An 18926-nucleotide genomic window follows, 5' to 3' on the forward strand; every position below is an offset into this window, starting at 1 on the left:
CTGCGACCGCGGACAGCGAAGATCGCCGGCGATCGAGCGCGGCGGCGCCGGGAAGGCCTGAAAGGCAACGCTCGCTCCCGCGCCGGACGGGACGGCGCAAGGAAGCGGCCAGCTCGGCGGCTCCAGCCTCGCGCCAGCCTGTTGTGACAGACTGACAAGGCAAGTTGGGGAAAACTGCGAAAACCGAGTCAGGCTGCCAAAGCGACTCTTGTCACGGAGTCAACCGATAGAGTAGGTAGAAGGCAAGAAAAAAACTAGATTTCGTGCGGCGACCCTAGTCACTGGAATATATGTGGTATCGCGCCGGCTGCGGTCGGTTGCGAGCGGATTCCCGGATTCACCGTACGCAGCTTCAGGAGCATGTTCCATGTGGACTGACGAACGCGTCGAACTCTTGAGAAAACTGTGGGCCGAGGGCCTGAGCGCCAGCACGATCGCAGCGCAGCTCGGCGGCGTGAGCCGCAACGCGGTCATCGGCAAGGTGCACCGGCTGAAGCTGTCGAGCCGCGGCCGGTCGGCCGCCGCCCCGACCCGCCAGAAGAAGGCGCCGGCCGCCACGCCCGTCACGAAATCGGTGACGCGCACGACGACGGTGACCCGGCCGGTCACGGTCTCGGTCGGCGCGACCGCGCTGCAGGTGCAGTTCGAGGCCGCGCCGGTGGCGCGGCAATATCTGCGCCCGCAGGAAGAGGTGGTGGTGCCGATCTCGCGACGGCTCAAGCTGGTGCAGCTCAGCGAGCGCACCTGCAAATGGCCGAACGGCGATCCGCTTTCGGAAGACTTCAGCTTCTGCGGCAACGACTGCGCCGACACCGGGCCATATTGCGGTTACCACTCGCGCATCGCATATCAGCCGGCCGCCGAGCGCCGCCGCCGATAAGGCTCGCCAGGAACGGAGGGCGCCCCGTCGTCCGCGACGGCCCGTCCGGGCCGCTCAGCGGGAAACACAGCCGCTCGCGCGGTCCATTTCGCAACCCGGGCGGCGCCGTACTTCCAGCCGCGAGCGCTCAGACCGCGTCGATCTCGTCGATTGCGGCGACGGCGCAGTGAGCGAGGAACAGCAGCGCCGCGGCGAGGAAAACGCGCACGGCCTTCACCAGCCGCGGCGAGAGGCCGATATGGCTGCCGTCGGCGTCGGGCCGGTGGATCAGACCGGCATCGCCGGCGTCCCGCAACAGTTTGCGCACATGCGAGCGGGAGACGCCGAAGCGGGCGGCAATTGCCGAAATCGAGACGGGAATCGGGCCCTCGGGCGGGAAGGGCCCACTCTGCGCACCGGTTAATGCCAGATGGAGCAAGACCACGATGCCGGCATTGCGCTCCATGAACAGTTCGAGATCGGGCGCCTGGTCCAGAAGGCGGAAGCCTGCGAAGAAACGGATCGAGAGATGGCGCACGAAGGCCGGCGTGAATTCAGGCCGACCAAGCGCCGCGAGCGCCCGATCCCCTTCCGGCAGAACCCGCCGCATGGCCTCGAACTGGTTGGCCCAGCGCTCCCGCAACGAGGAAATCAGCCGGTCCGTCGGGACAAGCAGGCGGATGCGCCGGTCGGCGGAGGCCGGCGCCGCGGCGAGATAGCCGGCCAGCCGCATCAAGGCCAGCACGGCCTCCGCCCGATTGCCGCTGCAGAGCTTCTGTTCGACGCAGAGCGCGCGCATGCGGCTCGTCGTCAGGCCTGGCCCGTGCCCGTCATCACCGAAGTAATGGAGATAGACGCAGAGATAGCCGATCACGAAGCGGCCGCGATCGCTGACCAGCGTGCTGACCAGCCGATTGCCGCGATGGAGCCGCACCATGCCGGCCGCGACCAGCCTGATCGCCTCGTCGAAGCGAGGATGCGCGGCGAGCGCGGCGATCGTCTCGGCCGACAGGCCGTCGGCGCCGGACCCCCGAAGCCACTCGCCTTGTGCCCTTCCCGACACCGTTACGGATCTCGTCACGCGTTGCCTCGCCCTACCTCGTCGGGCGCCCCGACGACACGGCAGCGCCAGCATGCACCCGTTTCCCGCATGGATACACCCAATTTTCTCCAGTTGCCGCCGCTGCGCAACTGCCGTTTTCGTCCCTCATATCCGGCGACCGGCTCGAGGCCATCAAACTCCACCCCGTCCCCAAAGGCGCCCATCAGGCTCGAAGATGCGGTAGGGGGGCTTTGCTACCGGGCGGCGCTTCCGCGCGGGCGACGGAAAGGCTCTACCGCGCCTCGACCGTCACATGAGCGAGATCGTGGACGGCCGTCAGCCGCCGCCGCACGGCCTCGGAAGTGTCACGCCCCGTGAAGGAGACGATTGCCGCACAGGCGCCGGGTCCGACCCGCCAGACATGCAGGTCGGTGATCCGCGCGTCACCCTCGCGCTCGACCCTCTGGCGGATTTCGGCCTCGAGTTGCTGATCGGACGCGTCGAGCAGGACCCCGGCGGTGTCGCGCAACAGGCTCCACGACCATGACGCGATGACGATCGCGCCGACGATGCCCATGACGGGATCGAGCCAGATCCAGCCGAGATAGCGGCCCGCGACCAAGGCGACGATCGCCAGCACGGAGGTCAGGGCGTCGGCCAGAACATGGGCGAAGGCCGAGCGCAGATTGTTGTCGCGATGCCCGTGATGCGCATGGTCCTCATGGTCGTGATGGTGACGGCCGTGACGATGGCCCCCCGATAGCAGGAGAGCGCTGAGCGCGTTGACCACGAGACCGAGCACGGCGACCAGCGTCGCCTCGCCGAACGCGACAGGACGCGGATCGAACAGGCGGCCGACCGACTCCACGCCGATACCGAGCGCGACGAGCGCCAGGACAAGCGCCGAGGCGAAGCCGGCAAGATCCCCCACCTTGCCGGTTCCGAAGCTGAAGCGCCGGTCATGCGCGTGCCTCCGCGCGAAGGCGTAGGCGCCGGCGGCCACCGCCAGCGCGCCGGCATGGGTCGCCATATGGAAGCCGTCGGCAAGCAGCGCCATCGAATTGAAGACGCTGCCGGCGACGATCTCGCCGATCATCATGAGCGTGGTGAGAAGAACGACCCACAGGGTACGCCGGGCGCTCTCGTCGTGGCTCTCCCCGAGGAAGACATGCTCATGGCTCAGGGCGCCGGCTTCCGGCTGGCTGGTCAAAGGCTGCTCCTCATTTCACGTAGCGACGCATCGCCATGACGAGTTCCTCCGCCGCGGCTTCACGGGCTTCATCCGTGAGGTCGGGCCGTGCCACATGCTGACGGACGTGATCCTCGACAAGTTCGTCCATCAGGCCGCCGATCGCGCCGCGTACGCCGGCGACCTGGTGCAGGACGACGGCGCAGCCGGCGTCGCTGTCGATCGCCTTCTCAATGGCCGCGACCTGGCCGGCAATCCGCCGGATGCGCGCGAGGAGCTGATCCCTGTTCGATTTGACGTGCGACATAGTATACCCTCCTACCCTATATGGGACGTTCGGGCAACCCGGTGCCGCCGGCCGGCCGCTTCATGGATCCGATTTTGACTGTCGCGCTGGCCCCCGCCATGAAGATAAGGAAAGCTGCGAAATGCCCTCATCCGGCTGCCGCCACCTTCTCCCCGCAAACGGCTAGGGCATGCACACATCGCGGGGTACCCCTCATCCGACCTCGCTTCGCGAGGCCACCTTCTCCCACAAGGGGAGAAGGCAGGTGCCCGGCTTGGCTGGCTCTGCAAATCACCAACGTCGACGATTGGCCGGAGCGCTTTTGCAAGCCTTGCCTTCTCCCCTTGTGGGAGAAGGTGGCCTCGCGAAGCGAGGTCGGATGAGGGGTATTCCGCGATGTGTGCACGCCTTAGCCGTAAACGGGGAGAAGACAGCCTGCCGCGTCCCTACATGTGTTTGTGAGCAACGCAGAAGCTATTGCCGTGCAAACTCACCCCGCAGCCGGATCGGCGCCAAGCGTGACGTTGTGGCTCTTGTCTTCTTTCGGCCGCTCCGGCGGCATCTGCTCACCGGTGACGATATGGTAGACGGTCTCGGCTATGTTGGTCGCGTGGTCGCCGATGCGCTCTATGTTCTTGGCGCAGAAGAGCAGATGGGTGCAGGCCGTGATGTTGCGCGGATCTTCCATCATATAGGTCAGCAACTGGCGGAACAGCGACGTGTACATGGCGTCGATCTGATCGTCGCGGTCGCGTACGAAGCCGATACGGTCGATGGTGCGGGAGGCGTAGACGTCGAGCACTTCCTTGAGCTGGGTCAGGGCCAGTTCCGCCAGGGCCTCGAGGCCGCGGAAGAGGCTCGGCGGCTGGCGCCCCTGGGTGACCGCGACGACGCGCTTGGCGATGTTCTTGCCGAGGTCGCCCACCCGCTCCAGATCGGCCGAGATGCGGATCGCGCCGATGATCTCGCGCAGGTCGTCGGCCACGGGCTGCCGCCTGGTGATGATCAGGATCGCCTTTTCGTCGATCTCGCGCTGGCCCTCGTCGAGCACGACGTCGTCGGCGATCACCTTCCCGGCAAGCGCGGTGTCGGAATTGACGAGCGCGACGACCGCCTGGTCCACCATGCGTTCGGCATGGCCGCCCATCGCGCCGATGCGCGTCGCCAGGAACTTCAGCTCCTCGTCATAGGCCCGGACCGTATGCCTGCTCAGCATTTGATCTTCCATCCTCCCGCGGCAGCGGCGATTCTTCGTCTTTCCCTATAGGTAGGCTACAGGGATGACGGAAAAAAGAAACCGCGCATTCGTTAGCCGACAAAATCGAACGGGCGAGGAAATGCAAGTCACGGGGCAGGAAAATGCGCGGTGAAGGCGGCACCCTCGCCGACTTTGGAGCGGATCGACAGGCGGGCGTTGTGGCGGGTCAATATGTGCTTGACGATGGCCAGCCCCAGGCCGGTGCCCTTCTGCGCCCGGCTGGTCTCCACATCGACACGATAAAAGCGCTCGGTGACGCGCGGAATATGCTCTTCGGGAATGCCGGGACCGAAGTCGCGGAACGTGACCTCGACCTCGCGCCTGCCGGCTTGCGCGGTCTCGTCGATCGACACGACCACCTTGCCGCCCGACTGGCCATATTTGATGGCGTTCTCCAGCAGGTTCTCGAACACCTGGAACAGCTCGTCGCGGTCGCCCGCGACCTCGGCCACCGCTTCGGGCACGTGCTTCTCGATCAGGACGCCGGAATCGGCCGCCAGCGGCGCCAGGGAGTCGATCACGCTCTGCAGTATCTGCCTGACGTCGAGCCTGGCGCCCGGACTCAGAAAGGGCTTCATCTCGAGCCGCGAGAGGGAAAGGAGGTCGTCGATCAGCCGCGCCATGCGCGAGGTCTGGTTCTGCATGATCTGCAGGAAATGGTCGCGGGCGGCGGGGTCGTTGCGCGCCGGGCCGCGCAGCGTCTCCACGAAGCCGGCGATGGAGGCCAGCGGCGTCCTGAGTTCGTGGCTGGCATTGGCGATGAAATCGGCCCGCATGCGGTCGATCCGGCGCACCTCGGACTGATCCTTGAAAACCAGCGCGAAAAGCCGCTCGCCATTGCCGATCGACGTCGCCACCACGCGGAAGACGCGTTCCACCGGCACCCGCTCGGCATAGTCGACGACGCCCGACGACGCGCGCCCGGAAGCGATCTTCTCGACCAGTGCCTGCATTTCCGGCGCGCGGAACTTGAGCTGCAGGGAAATGCCTGATGCAAGCGGCCCGAAGGCCGCCTCCGCAGCCTGGTTGGCGTGGACCAGCGCGCCGCTGGCGTTGAAGACGACAAGCGGATCGGGCACTGCCGCGGCCACGTCCTCGGCGGCGATCCTGGCGAGCGCCCTCCCCTCACGCGACGACAGTGCCTTGCCGGCGTTGCGCACGGCCGCGGGCCCACGCGGCGCGAATGCCACGACGCAGACGACCGCCGCCACAGCGCATGCCGCCAGCGTCCAGGACGGACTGGCCGCAACCGCAGCAATCGCGGCCGTCGAGGCGGCCAAAGGCCAGCGGGACGCGAAAAGCCTGCGCCGGAACCGCGCCGCCCTCGTCTCCTGCAGTTCGCTCGTCTCGGTCATGTCGAAATCCAGATCTTCCGGTTCGGTCCGCGACCGGGCGAGGGAAATGACCGGGCGTGGGAAATAACGGCCGGCCGGCTGGACCGCGCCGCGGCCTCCAAATAGCATGGCGCGCGGCGAGAGAAAGGACCCGGCACCATGAAAAGCGAAGGCGCCACGGCGGATGCGGGCGGCACGCCGGTCGTCAGGATCAAGGTCGGCGGCGTGGAGCGGGAGTTCGACATCGACGACCCCAAGTTGCCGGACTGGGTCAGGAACAACGCGCTGACCTCGGGCGGCTACCCCTATGACGACAGGCTGGACGAGGAAGAATACGAAGCCACGCTGGAACGCCTCCAGATCGAACTGGTGAAGCTGCAGGCGTGGATGCAGAAATCAGGAGCGCGGGTGCTGGCGCTGTTCGAAGGCCGCGATGCCGCCGGCAAGGGCGGCGCCATCAACGCCACGCGCGAGAACATGAACCCGCGAAACGCGCGCAACGTCGCCCTGACCAAGCCAAGCGATACCGAGCGCGGGCAATGGTACTACCAGCGTTACGTCGCCCAGTTTCCCACGGCCGGCGAGTTCGTGACCTTCGACCGGTCCTGGTACAACCGGGCCGGCGTCGAGCCGGTGATGGGCTTCTGCACGCCCGAACAGCACGAGCGCTTTCTCGAGGAAACGCCGCATTTCGAAAGGCAGATCTGCCGGGACGGCATCCATTTCTTCAAGTTCTGGCTGAGCATCGGCCAGGAGATGCAGCTGAAGCGCTTCCACGACCGGCGCCACAGCCCGCTGCGGAACTGGAAGTTCTCGCCGATGGACGTCGCCGGCATGACCAAGTGGGACGACTACACCAGGGTGCACGAGCTGATGTTCAAGCGCACCCACAGCGCCCATGCGCCCTGGGTGATCGTGCGGTCGAACGACAAGCGCCGTGCCCGCCTCGCCGTCATCCGGCGCATTCTGCAATCGATGCCCTATGACGGCCGCGACATGGCCGGGATCGGCAAGGCCGACCCGAAGATCATCGGCGAAGGCCCCGACTTCCTGAGAAACGCGGCGGCCTGAGCGTCCGATATGACATCGATCCGCAATACCGCGAAGGCGCTCGCGCTCCTGCTGTCGCTCACGGCCCCAGCCGCGGTTGCGGCGCACGCGGCCGAGCCGGCGATCCCGCTCTTCTGGGACATCAAGGAGAGGCTGCCCAAGCCCGACCTCACCAAGCTGCCGCGGCTGCGCTTCCTCACCACGATCGATTTTCCGCCCTTCAACCATCTGGACGGCAGCGGGCGGCTGAGCGGTTTCCATGTCGACCTCGCCCGCGCCATCTGCGCCGAGCTGGAGATCATGCCGAAGTGCCAGATCCAGGCCCTGCCCTGGGGCGAGCTCGACAAGGCGATGCAGGAGAAACAGGGCGAGGCGATCATCGCCGGCCTCGCCGTCACGGCCGAGAACCGGGCACGCTACGACTTTTCGCGCCCCTATCTGAAGTTCCCCGCCCGCTTCGTCACGCCACGGGCGAAATCACTCACGGAGCCGCTGTTCGACAAGCTGCCGGGCCAGCGGATCGGAGTGATGGCGGGCTCAGCCCATGAACGCATGCTGCGCAGCTATTTCCCCGACACGAAGGCCGTGACCTATTCCAGGCAGGACTGGATGCTGCAGGATCTGAAGGACGGCAAGCTCGCCGGCGTCTTCGGCGACGGCATGCGCCTCGCCTTCTGGCTGGCCGGCACCGATTCCGCCGGCTGCTGCCGCTTTTCCGGCGGCCCCTATCTTTCGACCGAATATCTCGGCAACGGCCTCGCCGTCGCCACCGAGCACGGCAATGCCGAACTCGCAGCGGCGCTCGACTACGCCCTGCAGCAGATCGCCACCAAGGGCACCTTCGCCGAACTCTACCTGCGCTACTTCCCGGTCAGCTTCTATTAGGTGCGGCCAGTTGCATCCGCTCCGGCCCACGGGTCGCGAGACGTTGCCGCCAGACTGACCGGCCCGGCAACGTCGCGCTGCCCGGCTGTTCCGGTGCCGATCATGCGGGATCCGCGGCGACGAAACGCAGGACCATTTCCACGGCGTTGTCGCGCAGTCTCGCCAAGGCCTTCGGCTCGCCGAAATCGCGCCCGAAGATCCTGGAGAAGGTCGCGCGGTTGGAGACGTTGAAGAAACAGAGCGCACTCACCTGCCAGTGCAGCTCGACCGGGTCGAGGCCGGCGCGGAAAACGCCTTCCTCCACGCCCCGGCGGTAGATCGAGGCGATGTGGTCGATGGCGGTCACGTTGAGGCCGCGTATGACGTCGGAACGATCGATATATTGGCCGTGATGGATGTTCTCGATCATCACCATGCGGATGAAATCCTCATGCGCGTGATGGTGGTCGAAAGTGAATTCGACCAGCCGCCTGAGCGCGTCGCGCGGCGGCAGACCCTCGGTATCAAGCTCGTCCTCGCCCTCGCGCACCGTGCGATAGGCATTCTCGAGCGCCTGCAAATAGAGCCCTTCCTTGTCTCCGAAATAGTAATAGATCATGCGCTTGGACGACTTCGTGCGCGCGGCGATCTCGTCGACGCGCGCCCCCGACAGGCCGTTCATCGCAAATTCGCGCAACGCCGTGTCCAGGATGTCGCGCCGCGTGACATCGGGGTTCTGCGGGCGTTTCGGCGGCTCTCGATCCTTCCGGACCGGCTTGGGCTGAGACATGCAATCCTCTTTCGCCGCCAGGCGGCATTGACAAACTAACCAGTTCGTACATAGTTTCGCAACGGTCATTTTCATTTACCGGGTCGGGCCGAACGAAAACAAGCCGTCGCATCGACGGCGCTCCAGGGAGGAGGCATGTCGGACAGGGTCACGATCGGGCGATCGCTCGAAGCGCTGGTGCATCGCCATGCGATCGCAGGCACCGGCCGACCCGACGTGCTGATCGGGCTCGTCGGTCGCGGCATCCAGCTCTCGCGTTCGCCTGTCATGCACGAAAGCGAGGCGGCGCGGCTCGGGCTCAGCTGCGCCTATGTCCTGATCGATTTCGATGCGCTGCGGCTCGACGACGGCGATCTGGCCGGGGTTCTCGATGCCGCGTCGCGGCTCGGTTTCCGCGGCGTGAACGTCACCTATCCCTTCAAGCAGGCGGTGCTGCCGCTGCTCGACGACGTCGCGCCGGAAGCCGGCGCCATCGGCGCGGTCAACACCGTGGTGTTCGGCCAGATGCGGGTGGGCCACAACACCGATTGCTGGGGCTTTGCGGAGAGTTTTCGCCGCCAGATGGCCGATGTCCCCCTGGGACGGGTAGCGGTGTTCGGCGCGGGCGGCGCGGGTTCGGCCGTCGCGACCGCGCTGGTCGAACTCGGCGCGCGGGAGATCGCCATCGTCGACAGCGACGATATCAGGGCGGACGAACTCGTGCGACGCCTGGGCGGCGGCAGGGCGGCATTCGCCGTCGCGCAGGATGCGCGCACCGCAGTGCTTTCGGCCGACGGCCTCGTCAACACCACGCCGGTCGGCATGGCCAGACATCCGGGCACGCCGTTCCCCCCGGAATTTCTGCACGCCGGGCAATGGGTCGCGGACGTGATCTATTTCCCGCAGGAGACCGAATTGCTGCGCAGGGCACGCGCGATCGGCTGCCGAACACTGCCCGGGACCGGAATGGCGGTCGGGCAGGCAGCGCGAGCGTTCGAGCTCTTCACCGGCCGCGCGGCCGACATGGGCGCCATGGCCGATCATTTCGGGGCGGCGGCATGAAGGCGGCGGCGGGCATCGCATCGACGCGATCGACCCGGAGAAGCTCCGCTCCGGTGCATGCGGGCCGGCAAGGCCTGACGGCTCGACTGGCCGAACGCATCAGAGCTCTTTCGACTGCCTAAACACCATCAACGGGAGGAAACGACATGACACTCGATCTGAACCGCCGCCGGTTTCTGGCGGCCACCGCAGCTGTCGCCATGGCGACAGCGATGCCTGCGCTTGCCCAGGACAAAACGAAGCTGCGCTTCTCGGCGGTCTTCTCCGAACAGGATATCCGCGCCGAGATGATGAAGATGTTCGCCGATGCCATCGGGGACGACTTCGCCTTCGAAGGCTATTATGGCGGCAACCTGTTCAAGCAGGGCACCGAACTTGTCGCGCTGCAGCGCGGCAATCTCGAGATGGGCAACATCGCGCCGCAGGATATCTCGAAGCAGATACCGGCCTGGTCGATCGTGACGGCCGGCTATCTCTTCCGCGATGCGGCACATGTCAGGGCTTTCTTCAACAGCGAGGCCGGCACCGAATTGAAGAAGATGGCGGAGGACCAGCTTGGCGTCGTCGTTCTGGGGCCGACCTATTTCGGCGTGCGCCAGGTCGGCCTCAAGCCCGAAAAGGAGATCAAGACCCCTGCCGACATGGCCGGCGTCAAGCTGCGGATGCCAGGGGGCGACGCCTGGCAGTTCCTCGGCGAGGCGCTCGGGGCCAACCCGACGCCGATGGCCTATGCCGAAGTCTATACCGGCCTGCAGACCGGCGCGATCGACGGGCAGGACAATCCCTTGCCGAATGTCGAGAACATGAAGTTCTACGAGGTCATGTCGCAGATCGTGCTGACATCGCATCTCGTCGGCTTCGACCTGCTCACCGTGTCCAAAAAGGTCTGGGACGAAATGGGCGCCGAGAAGCAGGCGAAGTTCCAGGCCGCCGCCGACGCCGCGATCGACTTTTCGACGCAGAAGCATCTCGCCCGCGAGAAGGAACTGGTCGAGACCTTCAAGGGCAAGGGCCTCAAGATCTACGAGCCCGACGTCGCGGCGTTCCGCAAGCATGTACAGGAGAAATACCTGGCTTCCGACCTGGCCAAGGACTGGCCGGAAGGCATGGTAGACAAGATCAACGCGTTGTGACGCCCTGGATCGGGACCAGGCTCTGACGCCTGGTCCCGATCCGGATCCGGTCGGCAGGCTGCGAGGTGTCATGCGCGCGACCAGCCGGATAAGCCATGGAGGCGGAACGCCGCTTCCCCAGGGAGGTCAAACTGGAAATGAGACTTGCGAGCCTTGGCTCATGGCTCTACGCGCGCGCCGAGAACGTCCTGGCCGCAATGCTGGTCGCGATGTTCGCCGCGTTCCTTCTGCAGATCGTCTTCCGCTATCTGCTGAACCTGCCTGTCGGCTGGACCAACGAGATCAGCGTCGTCCTGTGGATCTGGATCGTCCTGTTCGGCGCCGCCTTCGTCGTGCGCGAGGAGGAGGAGATACGGTTCGACCTCATATACGCGGCGGCAGGCCCAACTGCCCGGCGCGCGATGTTCCTGGTTTCGGCCGCGGCGCTCGTCGCTCTCTACGGCATCTCGTTTCCGGCGGTGGTCGATTATGTGACCTTCATGAAAGTGGAGCGCACCGCCTATCTGGACATAAGATTCGACTGGCTGTTCTCGATCTACCTGGTCTTCGTCATGGCCGTCATCGTCCGCTATCTGTGGCTGGCATGGCAGTCGCTCTTCGGCAGCGCGCCGGATGAATTCGATCCGGCGAAGGCGGGTTCGGGCGTATGAACCTCGCCAGTCCGTTCTCCCTGTCGGTCGTCGCCATCACCGCGCTTGCCTTTCTCGGGCTGCCGATCGGGCATGCGATGATCGCGGGCTCGATCCTCTACCTGATGCTGGCCGGGCTGGACATGGGAACGGCCGCCGAACAGATCCTCAACGGGATGTACACCAACTACATCATCCTGGCCGTGCCGCTCTTCATCCTCGCCGCGGAGCTGATGAATATCGGGTCCATGACCGATCGCCTGATGGCTTTCTGCAACGCGATCGTCGGGCGCTTCAGGGGCGGACTGGCGCATGTGAACATACTCCAGAGCGTCATCTTTGCCGGCATGTCGGGCTCGGCGATCGCCGACGCGGCCGGCACCGGCAAGATGATGCAGCAGATGATGACGAAGGACGGCAAATATCCGGCGAGCTACGCCGCGGCCCTGACCGCGGCCACCGCCGTGATCGGGCCGATCATCCCGCCCTCCATCCCGATGGTCCTCTATGCCCTCGTTTCGGATGCATCGATCGGCTATCTTTTTCTCGGCGGCGTCGTGCCGGGCCTGCTGATGGCGCTTGCGCAGATGCTGATCGTCGTCGTGGACGCCAGGCGCAGGAACTTTCCCGTCGAGAAGCCGACGCCGCTCGGCGAACTCCCCCGGATCACCTGGCGCGCATTTCCCTCGCTGATGATGCCGGTGGTGCTGCTCGGCGGCATCTATTCCGGAGCGACCACGCCCACCGAGGCGGCTGCCGTGGCGGCCTGCTACGCACTGGTGATCTCGGTCGTGCTCTACCGCAGCGTCTCCTTCGCCGACTTCTATCGCTCGGTCCTTTCGAGCGCGCGGACCTCCGCGTCGATCGGCATGCTGATCGCCGGTGCGCTGGTGTTCAACTTTGTCGTCACGATCGAGAACATTCCCCAGACCCTGTCGCTGATCCTGCAAGCCTGGGACCTGTCCCCCCTTGCCTTCCTGGTCCTGGTGAATGTGATCCTGCTGGTTCTCGGCTGCATCCTGGAGGGCACGACGATCCTGCTTGTGATCGTGCCGGTGCTCATCCCCACGGCGCAGGCGCTCGGCATCGACATGGTGCATTTCGGCGTGATGGTGGTCGTCAACATCATGCTCGGCCTGATAACGCCGCCATACGGGCTCCTGCTGTTCGTCATGACACGCATCGCCGAGGTGCCGCTGCGCGACCTGGTGCGCGACGTGCTGCCCTTCCTCTTCGCGATGGGCGGCGCGCTCGCCTTCATAACCTTCATGCCCGATGCCGTGCTGTGGCTGCCGCGCCTGCTCGGCTATCAGGGGTGATCCAGGGAGAAATGCCATGGCCGGGAAGCCGATCTTCATTCTCAACGGACCGAACCTCAATCGCCTGGGCAAGCGGGAGCCCGAGATCTACGGCAGCACCACCCTTGCCGAGATCGAGGCGATCTGCCGGCAGGCCGCCGGCGAGTTCCCCGTGCGTTTCCACCAGTCGAACGCGGAACACCAGCTCGTCGACTGGGTGCACGAGGCGATCGACGACGGGGCGGGCATCCTCATCAATCCGGCCGGCCTCAGCTTCCGCTCGATCCCGCTGCTCGATTCCCTCAAGATGTTCCCCGGCCCGATCGTCGAGTATCACATCTCGAACATCCACCGGCGCGAGGAGATCTACCACCATTCGCTGGTTTCGAAGGTGGCGACCGCCGTGCTGGCCGGGCTCGGCCCCCGCGGCTACGCCCACGCCGTCCGCGCGCTGATCGACATGGTCGCGGACAGGAACGGCTGAAGGGAGCTTCCCGACGGCCGAACGCAGCTTGTCGGACCATCGCTCCAAGGGCGCTTTCGCGGAGTTTGATCCGTATTGCTCCCGGTCCGGGCTGCCGGTCGCAGCCAGGCGTGCCGAGTCTGTCGCAGGAAGCCGTTCAAATCGACGCATTGCCCGAGGCACAGCTGCTTGTCGAAGACGCGCGCCGGCGTAAGTATCCACCCGTCTGGTCACATCTCGACCAGAACGGCAGGATGGTGGCTAAGCGAACAGGACGCACGGAAGCCTTTCTGCGTCAGATTTCTTAGCTCCAAGACGGCCACCCCTGCTATGCTTCCCATTGAAGGCGGCTCGGTGGGCCCATGCATGCGGCAAAGCCGCATGATGCAAAGAACGGCATTGTCGTTCCGGCGGATCAAGCGGGTGGCAACTCGATGAAGGGCAGCCATGGGCCTCCCGAGCTACGTGACGAACCAGGCAACTTTCCCGGAGATGTATGAGCGCTGGCTCGTAGGTCCTCTCTTCCGACCGTGGGCAGAGACGACCCTGGAAATGGTGGAGTTGTCTCCGGGCGACCGTCTCCTCGACAACGCTTGCGGAACGGGAATCGTCGCACGCGTAGCAAGGGAGCGGCTCGGTGCCGCCGGATATGTCGTCGGCGTCGACATCAGTCCGGACATGCTTGCCGTCGCGCGCGTCGTGGCCCCCCGCATCGACTGGCGCGAAGGTGACGCGAGCGCCCTGCCTCTCCAAGACGGAGAGGAGTTCGAGGTTGTCGTCTGCCAGCAAGGGCTGCAGTTTTTCCCTGACAGATCCGCGGCGGCGCGCGAGATGCGGAGGGCCCTGGCAAAGGGCGGCAGGCTGGCGGTGGCCACATGGCGCCCCGACGACGAAATACCGTTCTTTCGGGAGTTGCGCTATGTCGCGGAGCGCCATCTGGGCGCCATCGCGGATCGCCGGCACAGCTTTGGAGACGCTGCGCCGCTCGAGGCGCTGCTCCGCGACGCCGGCTTCCACGACGTCCGCTCAAGGACGATATCGCGCACCATACGCTTCGATGACGGCGCGCCCCTCCTCCGATTGAACACGATGGCGCTGGTCGGCATGAGCCCTGCCGGCAACGAAATGAGCGATCGGGAACGCAAGCGCGTGGTGGAGAAGATCGTGGGCGAGAGTAAACCCGTGCTGCGCTCTTATGCTGATGGATCGGGGCTCGCTTTCGAGCTCCGATCCAATGTGGCAACGGCCAGAGGATGAGATCAGCCGCCTGGTAACGTTCTGCGCGGGCAAATCCGGCGTCGGCTGGGGACTCCAGACGAAACTGCCGTTCGCGGCGAGGTCGATGAAGGGGACCATAAAGGGTCGAAACAGGTCGCCAGAAGCGCCATCGGTCCAATGGCGCTTCTGGTGCAGGCTGCTCGTTCCTTTGGGAGACATGCTTTGGCCAACCGCAAGCGCATCCGAGGCTTGCGCCGCGAACAACAGCTCAAGCCGAACGCTTGCGGCGGGCGCCGAAGCGGAACGGCAATAGGAGCGTCCAGCCGAGCCTGGCCGGAGCCGCGCCGCGGTACTCCAAGAGGCCGATGTCGATCGCCTCGTGGCCGCGTTTCGGCGCGGCGACATAGGTGCCGAACAGCCGGTCCCAGAAGGGGAAGTTGAAGCCGTAGTTGGTGTCGGTCTCGGCCGGGTCGCTCGAATGATGCACCCGGTGCATGTCGGGGGTGACGACGAAACGGCGCAGGAAACGATCCGCGCCGGGGCGGAGCCTCACGTTGGAATGGTTGAACATCGCCGCGCCGTTGAGCACGACCTCGAAGACCAGCACCGAAAGCACAGGCGCGCCGAGCGCGATCACCACCGCCGCCTTCCAGACCATGGACAGGAGGATCTCCAGCGGATGGAAGCGCAGGCCGGTGGTCACGTCGAAACCGGGATCGGCATGGTGAACGCGGTGGATGCGCCACAGGACGGGAACCTTGTGGCTCACCACATGTTCGAGCCACACGGCGAAATCGAGCGCCACGAAGGCGATGACGCCGGCGGGCAGGTCGCCGAGGCCGGCGGCGCGCAACAGGCCCCAGCCCCGCGCCTCGGCCCAGGCGGCCGCGCCGACGGCGGCCGCGGGAAAGACGATCCGCAGGACCGCCGAAGACAGCACGACCATGGCGAGGTTGGTGAACCAGCGGCGCGACTTCAACGCACCGGACATTTCCTTGCGCTCGAGCCGCGGCGACCACAGTTCGAAGGCCGCCATGGCGATGAAGACCACCAGGAAGACGCCGGAACGGACGATCGCTTCATAGCCGGCGACGGCGCCCATCGCGCCCGCCCGCTCAGGTCAGCATACGGTGGCGCACCTTGGTGACACGTTCGATCGCCTGCGTGGTGGCGGCATCGAGACCGAGATGCTGGCGAAGCCTCTGGATCACCCTCAGTTCCTCGATCCGCATCTCCAGGTCGACCGCGGCGACCTCCACGGCGGCAGCATAGGCGGTGTCGTAAAGGCGTGGCGGAATGACCTTGCCGGCGAGTTCCAGCACGCCGTCCAGACCTTTTTCCTCATGCAGCAGCTTCTGGCAGTCCTGTGCGACCCTGATCAGCTTCTGCTCGTCGAAATCCTGGAACACCGGCCAAGTGCGGACGACGTCGCCGATCCGGGCCAGTTCGACATCGGTCATGTCGCGGTCTGCGGCTGATGTGATCACCATCAGGTAGATCAACGCCTCTTGGGCGGTCGGTGCGGGCATGTGGTTTTCTCTCGCCTTCAAAACGCCGCGCGACCACTTGGACGCTCGGCGCTCTGCATTTTCAGATGACGCATCGTGCGCTCCGACAGTCGATTTCGAATTTCGGGCCGATGCGGTGATCGGCAGCAAGGTAGAAACGGGAGCCGGCCGCCGCAAGGAAAAAAGCTGCCGAGCGTTGACGCTGCGGAGCGCGGCGAATAGAGCAATGCCTTGGCCCGCGGACGTCCTGCCGGATCCGGCGAAGACAGCGGTGCGAACCCCTGGGAAGCACGATATGGCGCGATCAATGACGATCGAACTCAATTCCGACATCCTCGCCGCCGCGGCGGACAGCAAGGCATGGCCCTTCGAGGAAGCGCGGAAAATCATCGAGCGCTACAAGAAGACCGGCTTCCCCGCGACCGTGCTGTTCGAGACAGGCTACGGCCCGTCCGGCCTGCCGCATATCGGCACCTTCGGCGAGGTGGCGCGCACCACCATGGTGAGGCACGCCTTTCACGTGCTGACCGAGGACAAGGTCGCTACAAAGCTGCTGTGCTTCTCCGACGACGTCGACGGTATGCGCAAGGTGCCGGAGAACGTGCCCAACCGCGAAATGCTGCTGGAACATCTCGGCAAGCCGCTGACGCGCGTGCCCGACCCGTTCGGCGAGTACGAGAGCTTCGGCCATCACAACAATGCGATGCTGCGGCGTTTCCTCGACACATTCGGCTTCGAATACGAGTTCGCCTCGGCGCTGGACTACTACACATCCGGCCGTTTCGACGACGGCCTCGTACGGATGCTGGAAAGCTACGACAAGGTCATGGAGGTCATGCTGCCGACGCTTCGCGAGGAGCGCCGCAAGACCTATGCGCCGATCCTGCCGATCCACCCGGAGACCGGCGTCGTCATGCAGGTGCCGATCGAGGAGGTGCATCCCGACCGCGCGACCGTCGTGTGGACCGATCCGGCAACGGGCAGGCGCTGGGAGACCTCGGTCAAATCAGGCGGCTGCAAGGCGCAATGGAAGCCCGACTGGGCGCTGCGCTGGGCCGTGCTCGGCGTCGACTACGAGATGTCGGGCAAGGACCACATCGACAATGTGAAGACCAGCGGCAAGATCTGCCGCATCCTCGGCGGCACACCGCCCGAGGGCTTCAACTACGAACTCTTCCTCGACGAGAAGGGCGAGAAGATCTCGAAGTCCAAGGGCAACGGCATCACCATCGACCAGTGGCTGACCTACGCCCCCACCGAGAGCCTCGGGCTCTATATGTACCAGAAGCCGAAGGTGGCGAAGAAGCTCTACTTCGACGTCATCCCGCGCGCCGTCGACGAATATTATGCGTTCCTGGCGGCCTATCCGCGCCAGGACTGGAAGGAGCGGCTCGGCAATCCGGTCTGGCACATGCACAATGGCGAGCCGCCGGCGATCGACCTGCCGGTGCCTTTCGCGCTGCTGCTCAACCTGGTGAGCGCCTCGAACGCCCAGAACAAAAGCGTGCTGTGGGGCTTCATCTCGCGTTATGCGCCCGGCGTGACGCCGCAGACGCATCCGGAGCTCGACCGGCTGACGGATTACGCGATCCGCTATTTCGACGATTTCGTGAAGCCGTCGAAGGTCTATCGCCAGCCCGACGCGGTGGAGCGCGACGCGCTCGCCCGGCTCGCCGAGGCGCTGGGCGAGCTGCCGGCCGATGCCGACGGCGAAGCGATCCAGAACGCCGCACTGAATGTGGCACGCCGGATCGAACGCTACCAGGACCATGCCAAGAAGAGCCCCGAAGGCGGGCCCGGCGTCTCGGTCGCCTTCTTCCAGATGATCTACCAGGTGCTGATCGGACAGGAGCGCGGGCCGCGCTTCGGATCCTTCGCGGCGCTCTACGGCGTCGCCGAGACGCGCGCGCTGATCGGCAAGGCGCTGGCGGGGGAACTGGCGGCGTAGGGCGCGCGTCTTACCCCTCATCCGACCTCGCGGAGCCTGTCCTCGGGCTTGCCGGAGGCAAGACCCGTGGGCGAGGCCACCTTCTCCCACAAGAGAGAAGGGAAGGCGCTGCAGCAGCGCTTCGGCCAATCTTCAACGCTGGTGATTTGCAGAGCCGGCCAAGCCAGGCCCCGGCCTTCTCCCCTTGTGGGAGAAGGTGGCCTCGCCCCAAAGGGCGAGGTCGGATGAGGGGTCTGCAGCGCACCGCGCGCTCGCCGATACTGTCGGATGAGGGGTCTGGCAAGACGCTCGGGTAACCACCGCCCCTGCCCTATTCCTCCGTCTTCGGCGGCGGGCCGAAGATGCCGCGGCGGGCTTCGCGCGCTTGCTTCTCGGCCTCCGCATAGGGGCCGCCGGGCGCGGCACGCGCCCAGCCATTGGTGACGAGCCAGGCGCCGACGTCCTGCGCGCCGATGCGGCAGCCGGCGACGATGTCGGTGCCGGCCTCCGGCGGCACGTCGCAGCTGATGGCGCGGCCGCGGATGAAATAGCGGAATGCCGTTCGCGCGCGGACGCCGCAGGGCCATTCGGCGCCCTCGAAGGTGCAGCGTTCCCGCAGGTCGACGCTTTCAGTTCCAGCCACATCGACGACACGCCCCATCGCTTCGAAGCGCGCCGAGCCGGTTGCGACCGGCCGGTAGAGGATCGTGCCGCCGTCTTCGTCGACAGGCGGCTTTGGCGGTAAGGCGAGACTGAGCTGCGACAGCGGCGCACGCGGCTCGACCCGCTCATACGGCGCAGCGTCGCTCGCGGCGGCAGGACTTGCGGCATCTGGAGACTGAACGAAGGGCCTGGAGGGCTCCGAGCGACGGGTTCCCGGGCCCGGGTCCTTGCTCGCGCCCGACGGCGCTGCGACACGCTCGATAGCAGGGGTCGACACGGCCGCCTCCCGCGCGAGCCTCTCTCCACCGATCTTCATCACGACGGCGGCACCGCCGATCATCACCAGAGCGGCGATGGCCACATATGCCCGCATC

The 18926-nt window shown here is 65.7% G+C and carries 19 protein-coding genes; 10 read left to right on the plus strand and 9 right to left on the minus strand.

Annotated elements, in window-relative coordinates; translation table 11 throughout:
- Positions 1–367 precede the first annotated feature (367 nt).
- Entirely contained in the window at positions 368–880 is a 513-nt protein-coding gene (locus JN302_RS34920; protein ID WP_202308880.1) for a GcrA family cell cycle regulator, read from the plus strand.
- A gap of 127 nt (positions 881–1007) precedes the next feature.
- Here JN302_RS34920 and JN302_RS34925 read toward each other — a convergent pair whose 3' ends face one another.
- From JN302_RS34925 to JN302_RS34945, 5 genes are all read right to left on the minus strand, one after another.
- Positions 1008–1940, minus strand: a complete 933-nt coding sequence (locus JN302_RS34925; RefSeq protein WP_202330618.1) for a hypothetical protein — start codon at positions 1938–1940, stop codon at positions 1008–1010.
- 253 nt (positions 1941–2193) lie between these two features.
- The gene (dmeF, locus tag JN302_RS34930; protein ID WP_202330619.1) at positions 2194–3111 is read right to left on the minus strand and encodes a CDF family Co(II)/Ni(II) efflux transporter DmeF; all 918 of its coding nucleotides are present in this window, start codon (positions 3109–3111) and stop codon (positions 2194–2196) included.
- Positions 3112–3121: 10 nt separating this feature from the next.
- Positions 3122–3397, minus strand: coding sequence for a metal/formaldehyde-sensitive transcriptional repressor (locus JN302_RS34935; RefSeq protein WP_202330620.1), 276 nt, complete (start codon positions 3395–3397; stop codon positions 3122–3124).
- Positions 3398–3866: 469 nt separating this feature from the next.
- On the minus strand, positions 3867–4592 hold the full coding sequence (phoU, locus tag JN302_RS34940; RefSeq protein ID WP_202330621.1) for a phosphate signaling complex protein PhoU: 726 nt from the start codon (positions 4590–4592) through the stop codon (positions 3867–3869).
- 128 nt (positions 4593–4720) lie between these two features.
- Positions 4721–5989: an ATP-binding protein gene (locus JN302_RS34945; RefSeq protein WP_202330622.1), complete on the minus strand. Its 1269-nt coding sequence runs from the start codon at positions 5987–5989 to the stop codon at positions 4721–4723.
- Between the two features lie 138 nt (positions 5990–6127).
- On the opposite strand from JN302_RS34945, the gene ppk2 reads away from it, so the two are divergent.
- Together ppk2 and JN302_RS34955 are read left to right on the plus strand one after the other, a co-directional pair.
- Positions 6128–7039 carry a polyphosphate kinase 2 gene (ppk2, locus tag JN302_RS34950; RefSeq protein WP_202330623.1) on the plus strand — a complete coding sequence of 304 codons (912 nt, stop codon included), beginning with the start codon at positions 6128–6130 and terminating at the stop codon, positions 7037–7039.
- A gap of 9 nt (positions 7040–7048) precedes the next feature.
- Complete coding sequence (locus JN302_RS34955) at positions 7049–7903, plus strand: transporter substrate-binding domain-containing protein (protein ID WP_202330624.1); 855 nt, start codon at positions 7049–7051, stop codon at positions 7901–7903.
- A 100-nt stretch (positions 7904–8003) separates the two neighbouring features.
- Here JN302_RS34955 and JN302_RS34960 read toward each other — a convergent pair whose 3' ends face one another.
- Complete coding sequence (locus JN302_RS34960) at positions 8004–8672, minus strand: TetR/AcrR family transcriptional regulator (protein ID WP_202308888.1); 669 nt, start codon at positions 8670–8672, stop codon at positions 8004–8006.
- A 135-nt stretch (positions 8673–8807) separates the two neighbouring features.
- On the opposite strand from JN302_RS34960, the gene JN302_RS34965 reads away from it, so the two are divergent.
- The 6 genes from JN302_RS34965 to JN302_RS34990 all read left to right on the plus strand — a co-directional run bounded on the left by JN302_RS34965 (position 8808) and on the right by JN302_RS34990 (position 14493).
- Positions 8808–9713, plus strand: coding sequence for a shikimate dehydrogenase (locus JN302_RS34965; protein ID WP_202330625.1), 906 nt, complete (start codon positions 8808–8810; stop codon positions 9711–9713).
- Positions 9714–9859: 146 nt separating this feature from the next.
- Positions 9860–10846, plus strand: coding sequence for a TRAP transporter substrate-binding protein DctP (gene dctP / locus JN302_RS34970; protein ID WP_202308890.1), 987 nt, complete (start codon positions 9860–9862; stop codon positions 10844–10846).
- A gap of 137 nt (positions 10847–10983) precedes the next feature.
- Positions 10984–11496, plus strand: a complete 513-nt coding sequence (locus tag JN302_RS34975) for a TRAP transporter small permease (protein ID WP_202330626.1) — start codon at positions 10984–10986, stop codon at positions 11494–11496.
- Positions 11493–12794, plus strand: a complete 1302-nt coding sequence (locus tag JN302_RS34980; protein ID WP_202330627.1) for a TRAP transporter large permease — start codon at positions 11493–11495, stop codon at positions 12792–12794. The genes JN302_RS34975 and JN302_RS34980 overlap by 4 nt, the downstream gene beginning before the upstream one ends.
- Before the next feature lie 16 nt (positions 12795–12810).
- On the plus strand, positions 12811–13257 hold the full coding sequence (locus JN302_RS34985) for a type II 3-dehydroquinate dehydratase (RefSeq protein ID WP_202330628.1): 447 nt from the start codon (positions 12811–12813) through the stop codon (positions 13255–13257).
- Between the two features lie 426 nt (positions 13258–13683).
- Positions 13684–14493: a class I SAM-dependent methyltransferase gene (locus JN302_RS34990; protein WP_202330629.1), complete on the plus strand. Its 810-nt coding sequence runs from the start codon at positions 13684–13686 to the stop codon at positions 14491–14493.
- Between the two features lie 229 nt (positions 14494–14722).
- Here JN302_RS34990 and JN302_RS34995 read toward each other — a convergent pair whose 3' ends face one another.
- Both JN302_RS34995 and JN302_RS35000 read right to left on the minus strand, forming a co-directional pair.
- Positions 14723–15556: a sterol desaturase family protein gene (locus JN302_RS34995; protein WP_202330630.1), complete on the minus strand. Its 834-nt coding sequence runs from the start codon at positions 15554–15556 to the stop codon at positions 14723–14725.
- 13 nt (positions 15557–15569) lie between these two features.
- Entirely contained in the window at positions 15570–15983 is a 414-nt protein-coding gene (locus tag JN302_RS35000; protein ID WP_202308896.1) for a tellurite resistance TerB family protein, read from the minus strand.
- Positions 15984–16257: 274 nt separating this feature from the next.
- On the opposite strand from JN302_RS35000, the gene JN302_RS35005 reads away from it, so the two are divergent.
- Positions 16258–17910, plus strand: a complete 1653-nt coding sequence (locus tag JN302_RS35005; protein WP_202330631.1) for a lysine--tRNA ligase — start codon at positions 16258–16260, stop codon at positions 17908–17910.
- A gap of 310 nt (positions 17911–18220) precedes the next feature.
- On the opposite strand, the gene JN302_RS35010 is transcribed toward JN302_RS35005, so the two are convergent.
- Positions 18221–18925: a thermonuclease family protein gene (locus JN302_RS35010; RefSeq protein WP_202330632.1), complete on the minus strand. Its 705-nt coding sequence runs from the start codon at positions 18923–18925 to the stop codon at positions 18221–18223.
- Position 18926 lies beyond the last annotated feature (1 nt).

The organism is Mesorhizobium sp. L-8-3 (assembly GCF_016756615.1).
Lineage (GTDB): Bacteria > Pseudomonadota > Alphaproteobacteria > Rhizobiales > Rhizobiaceae.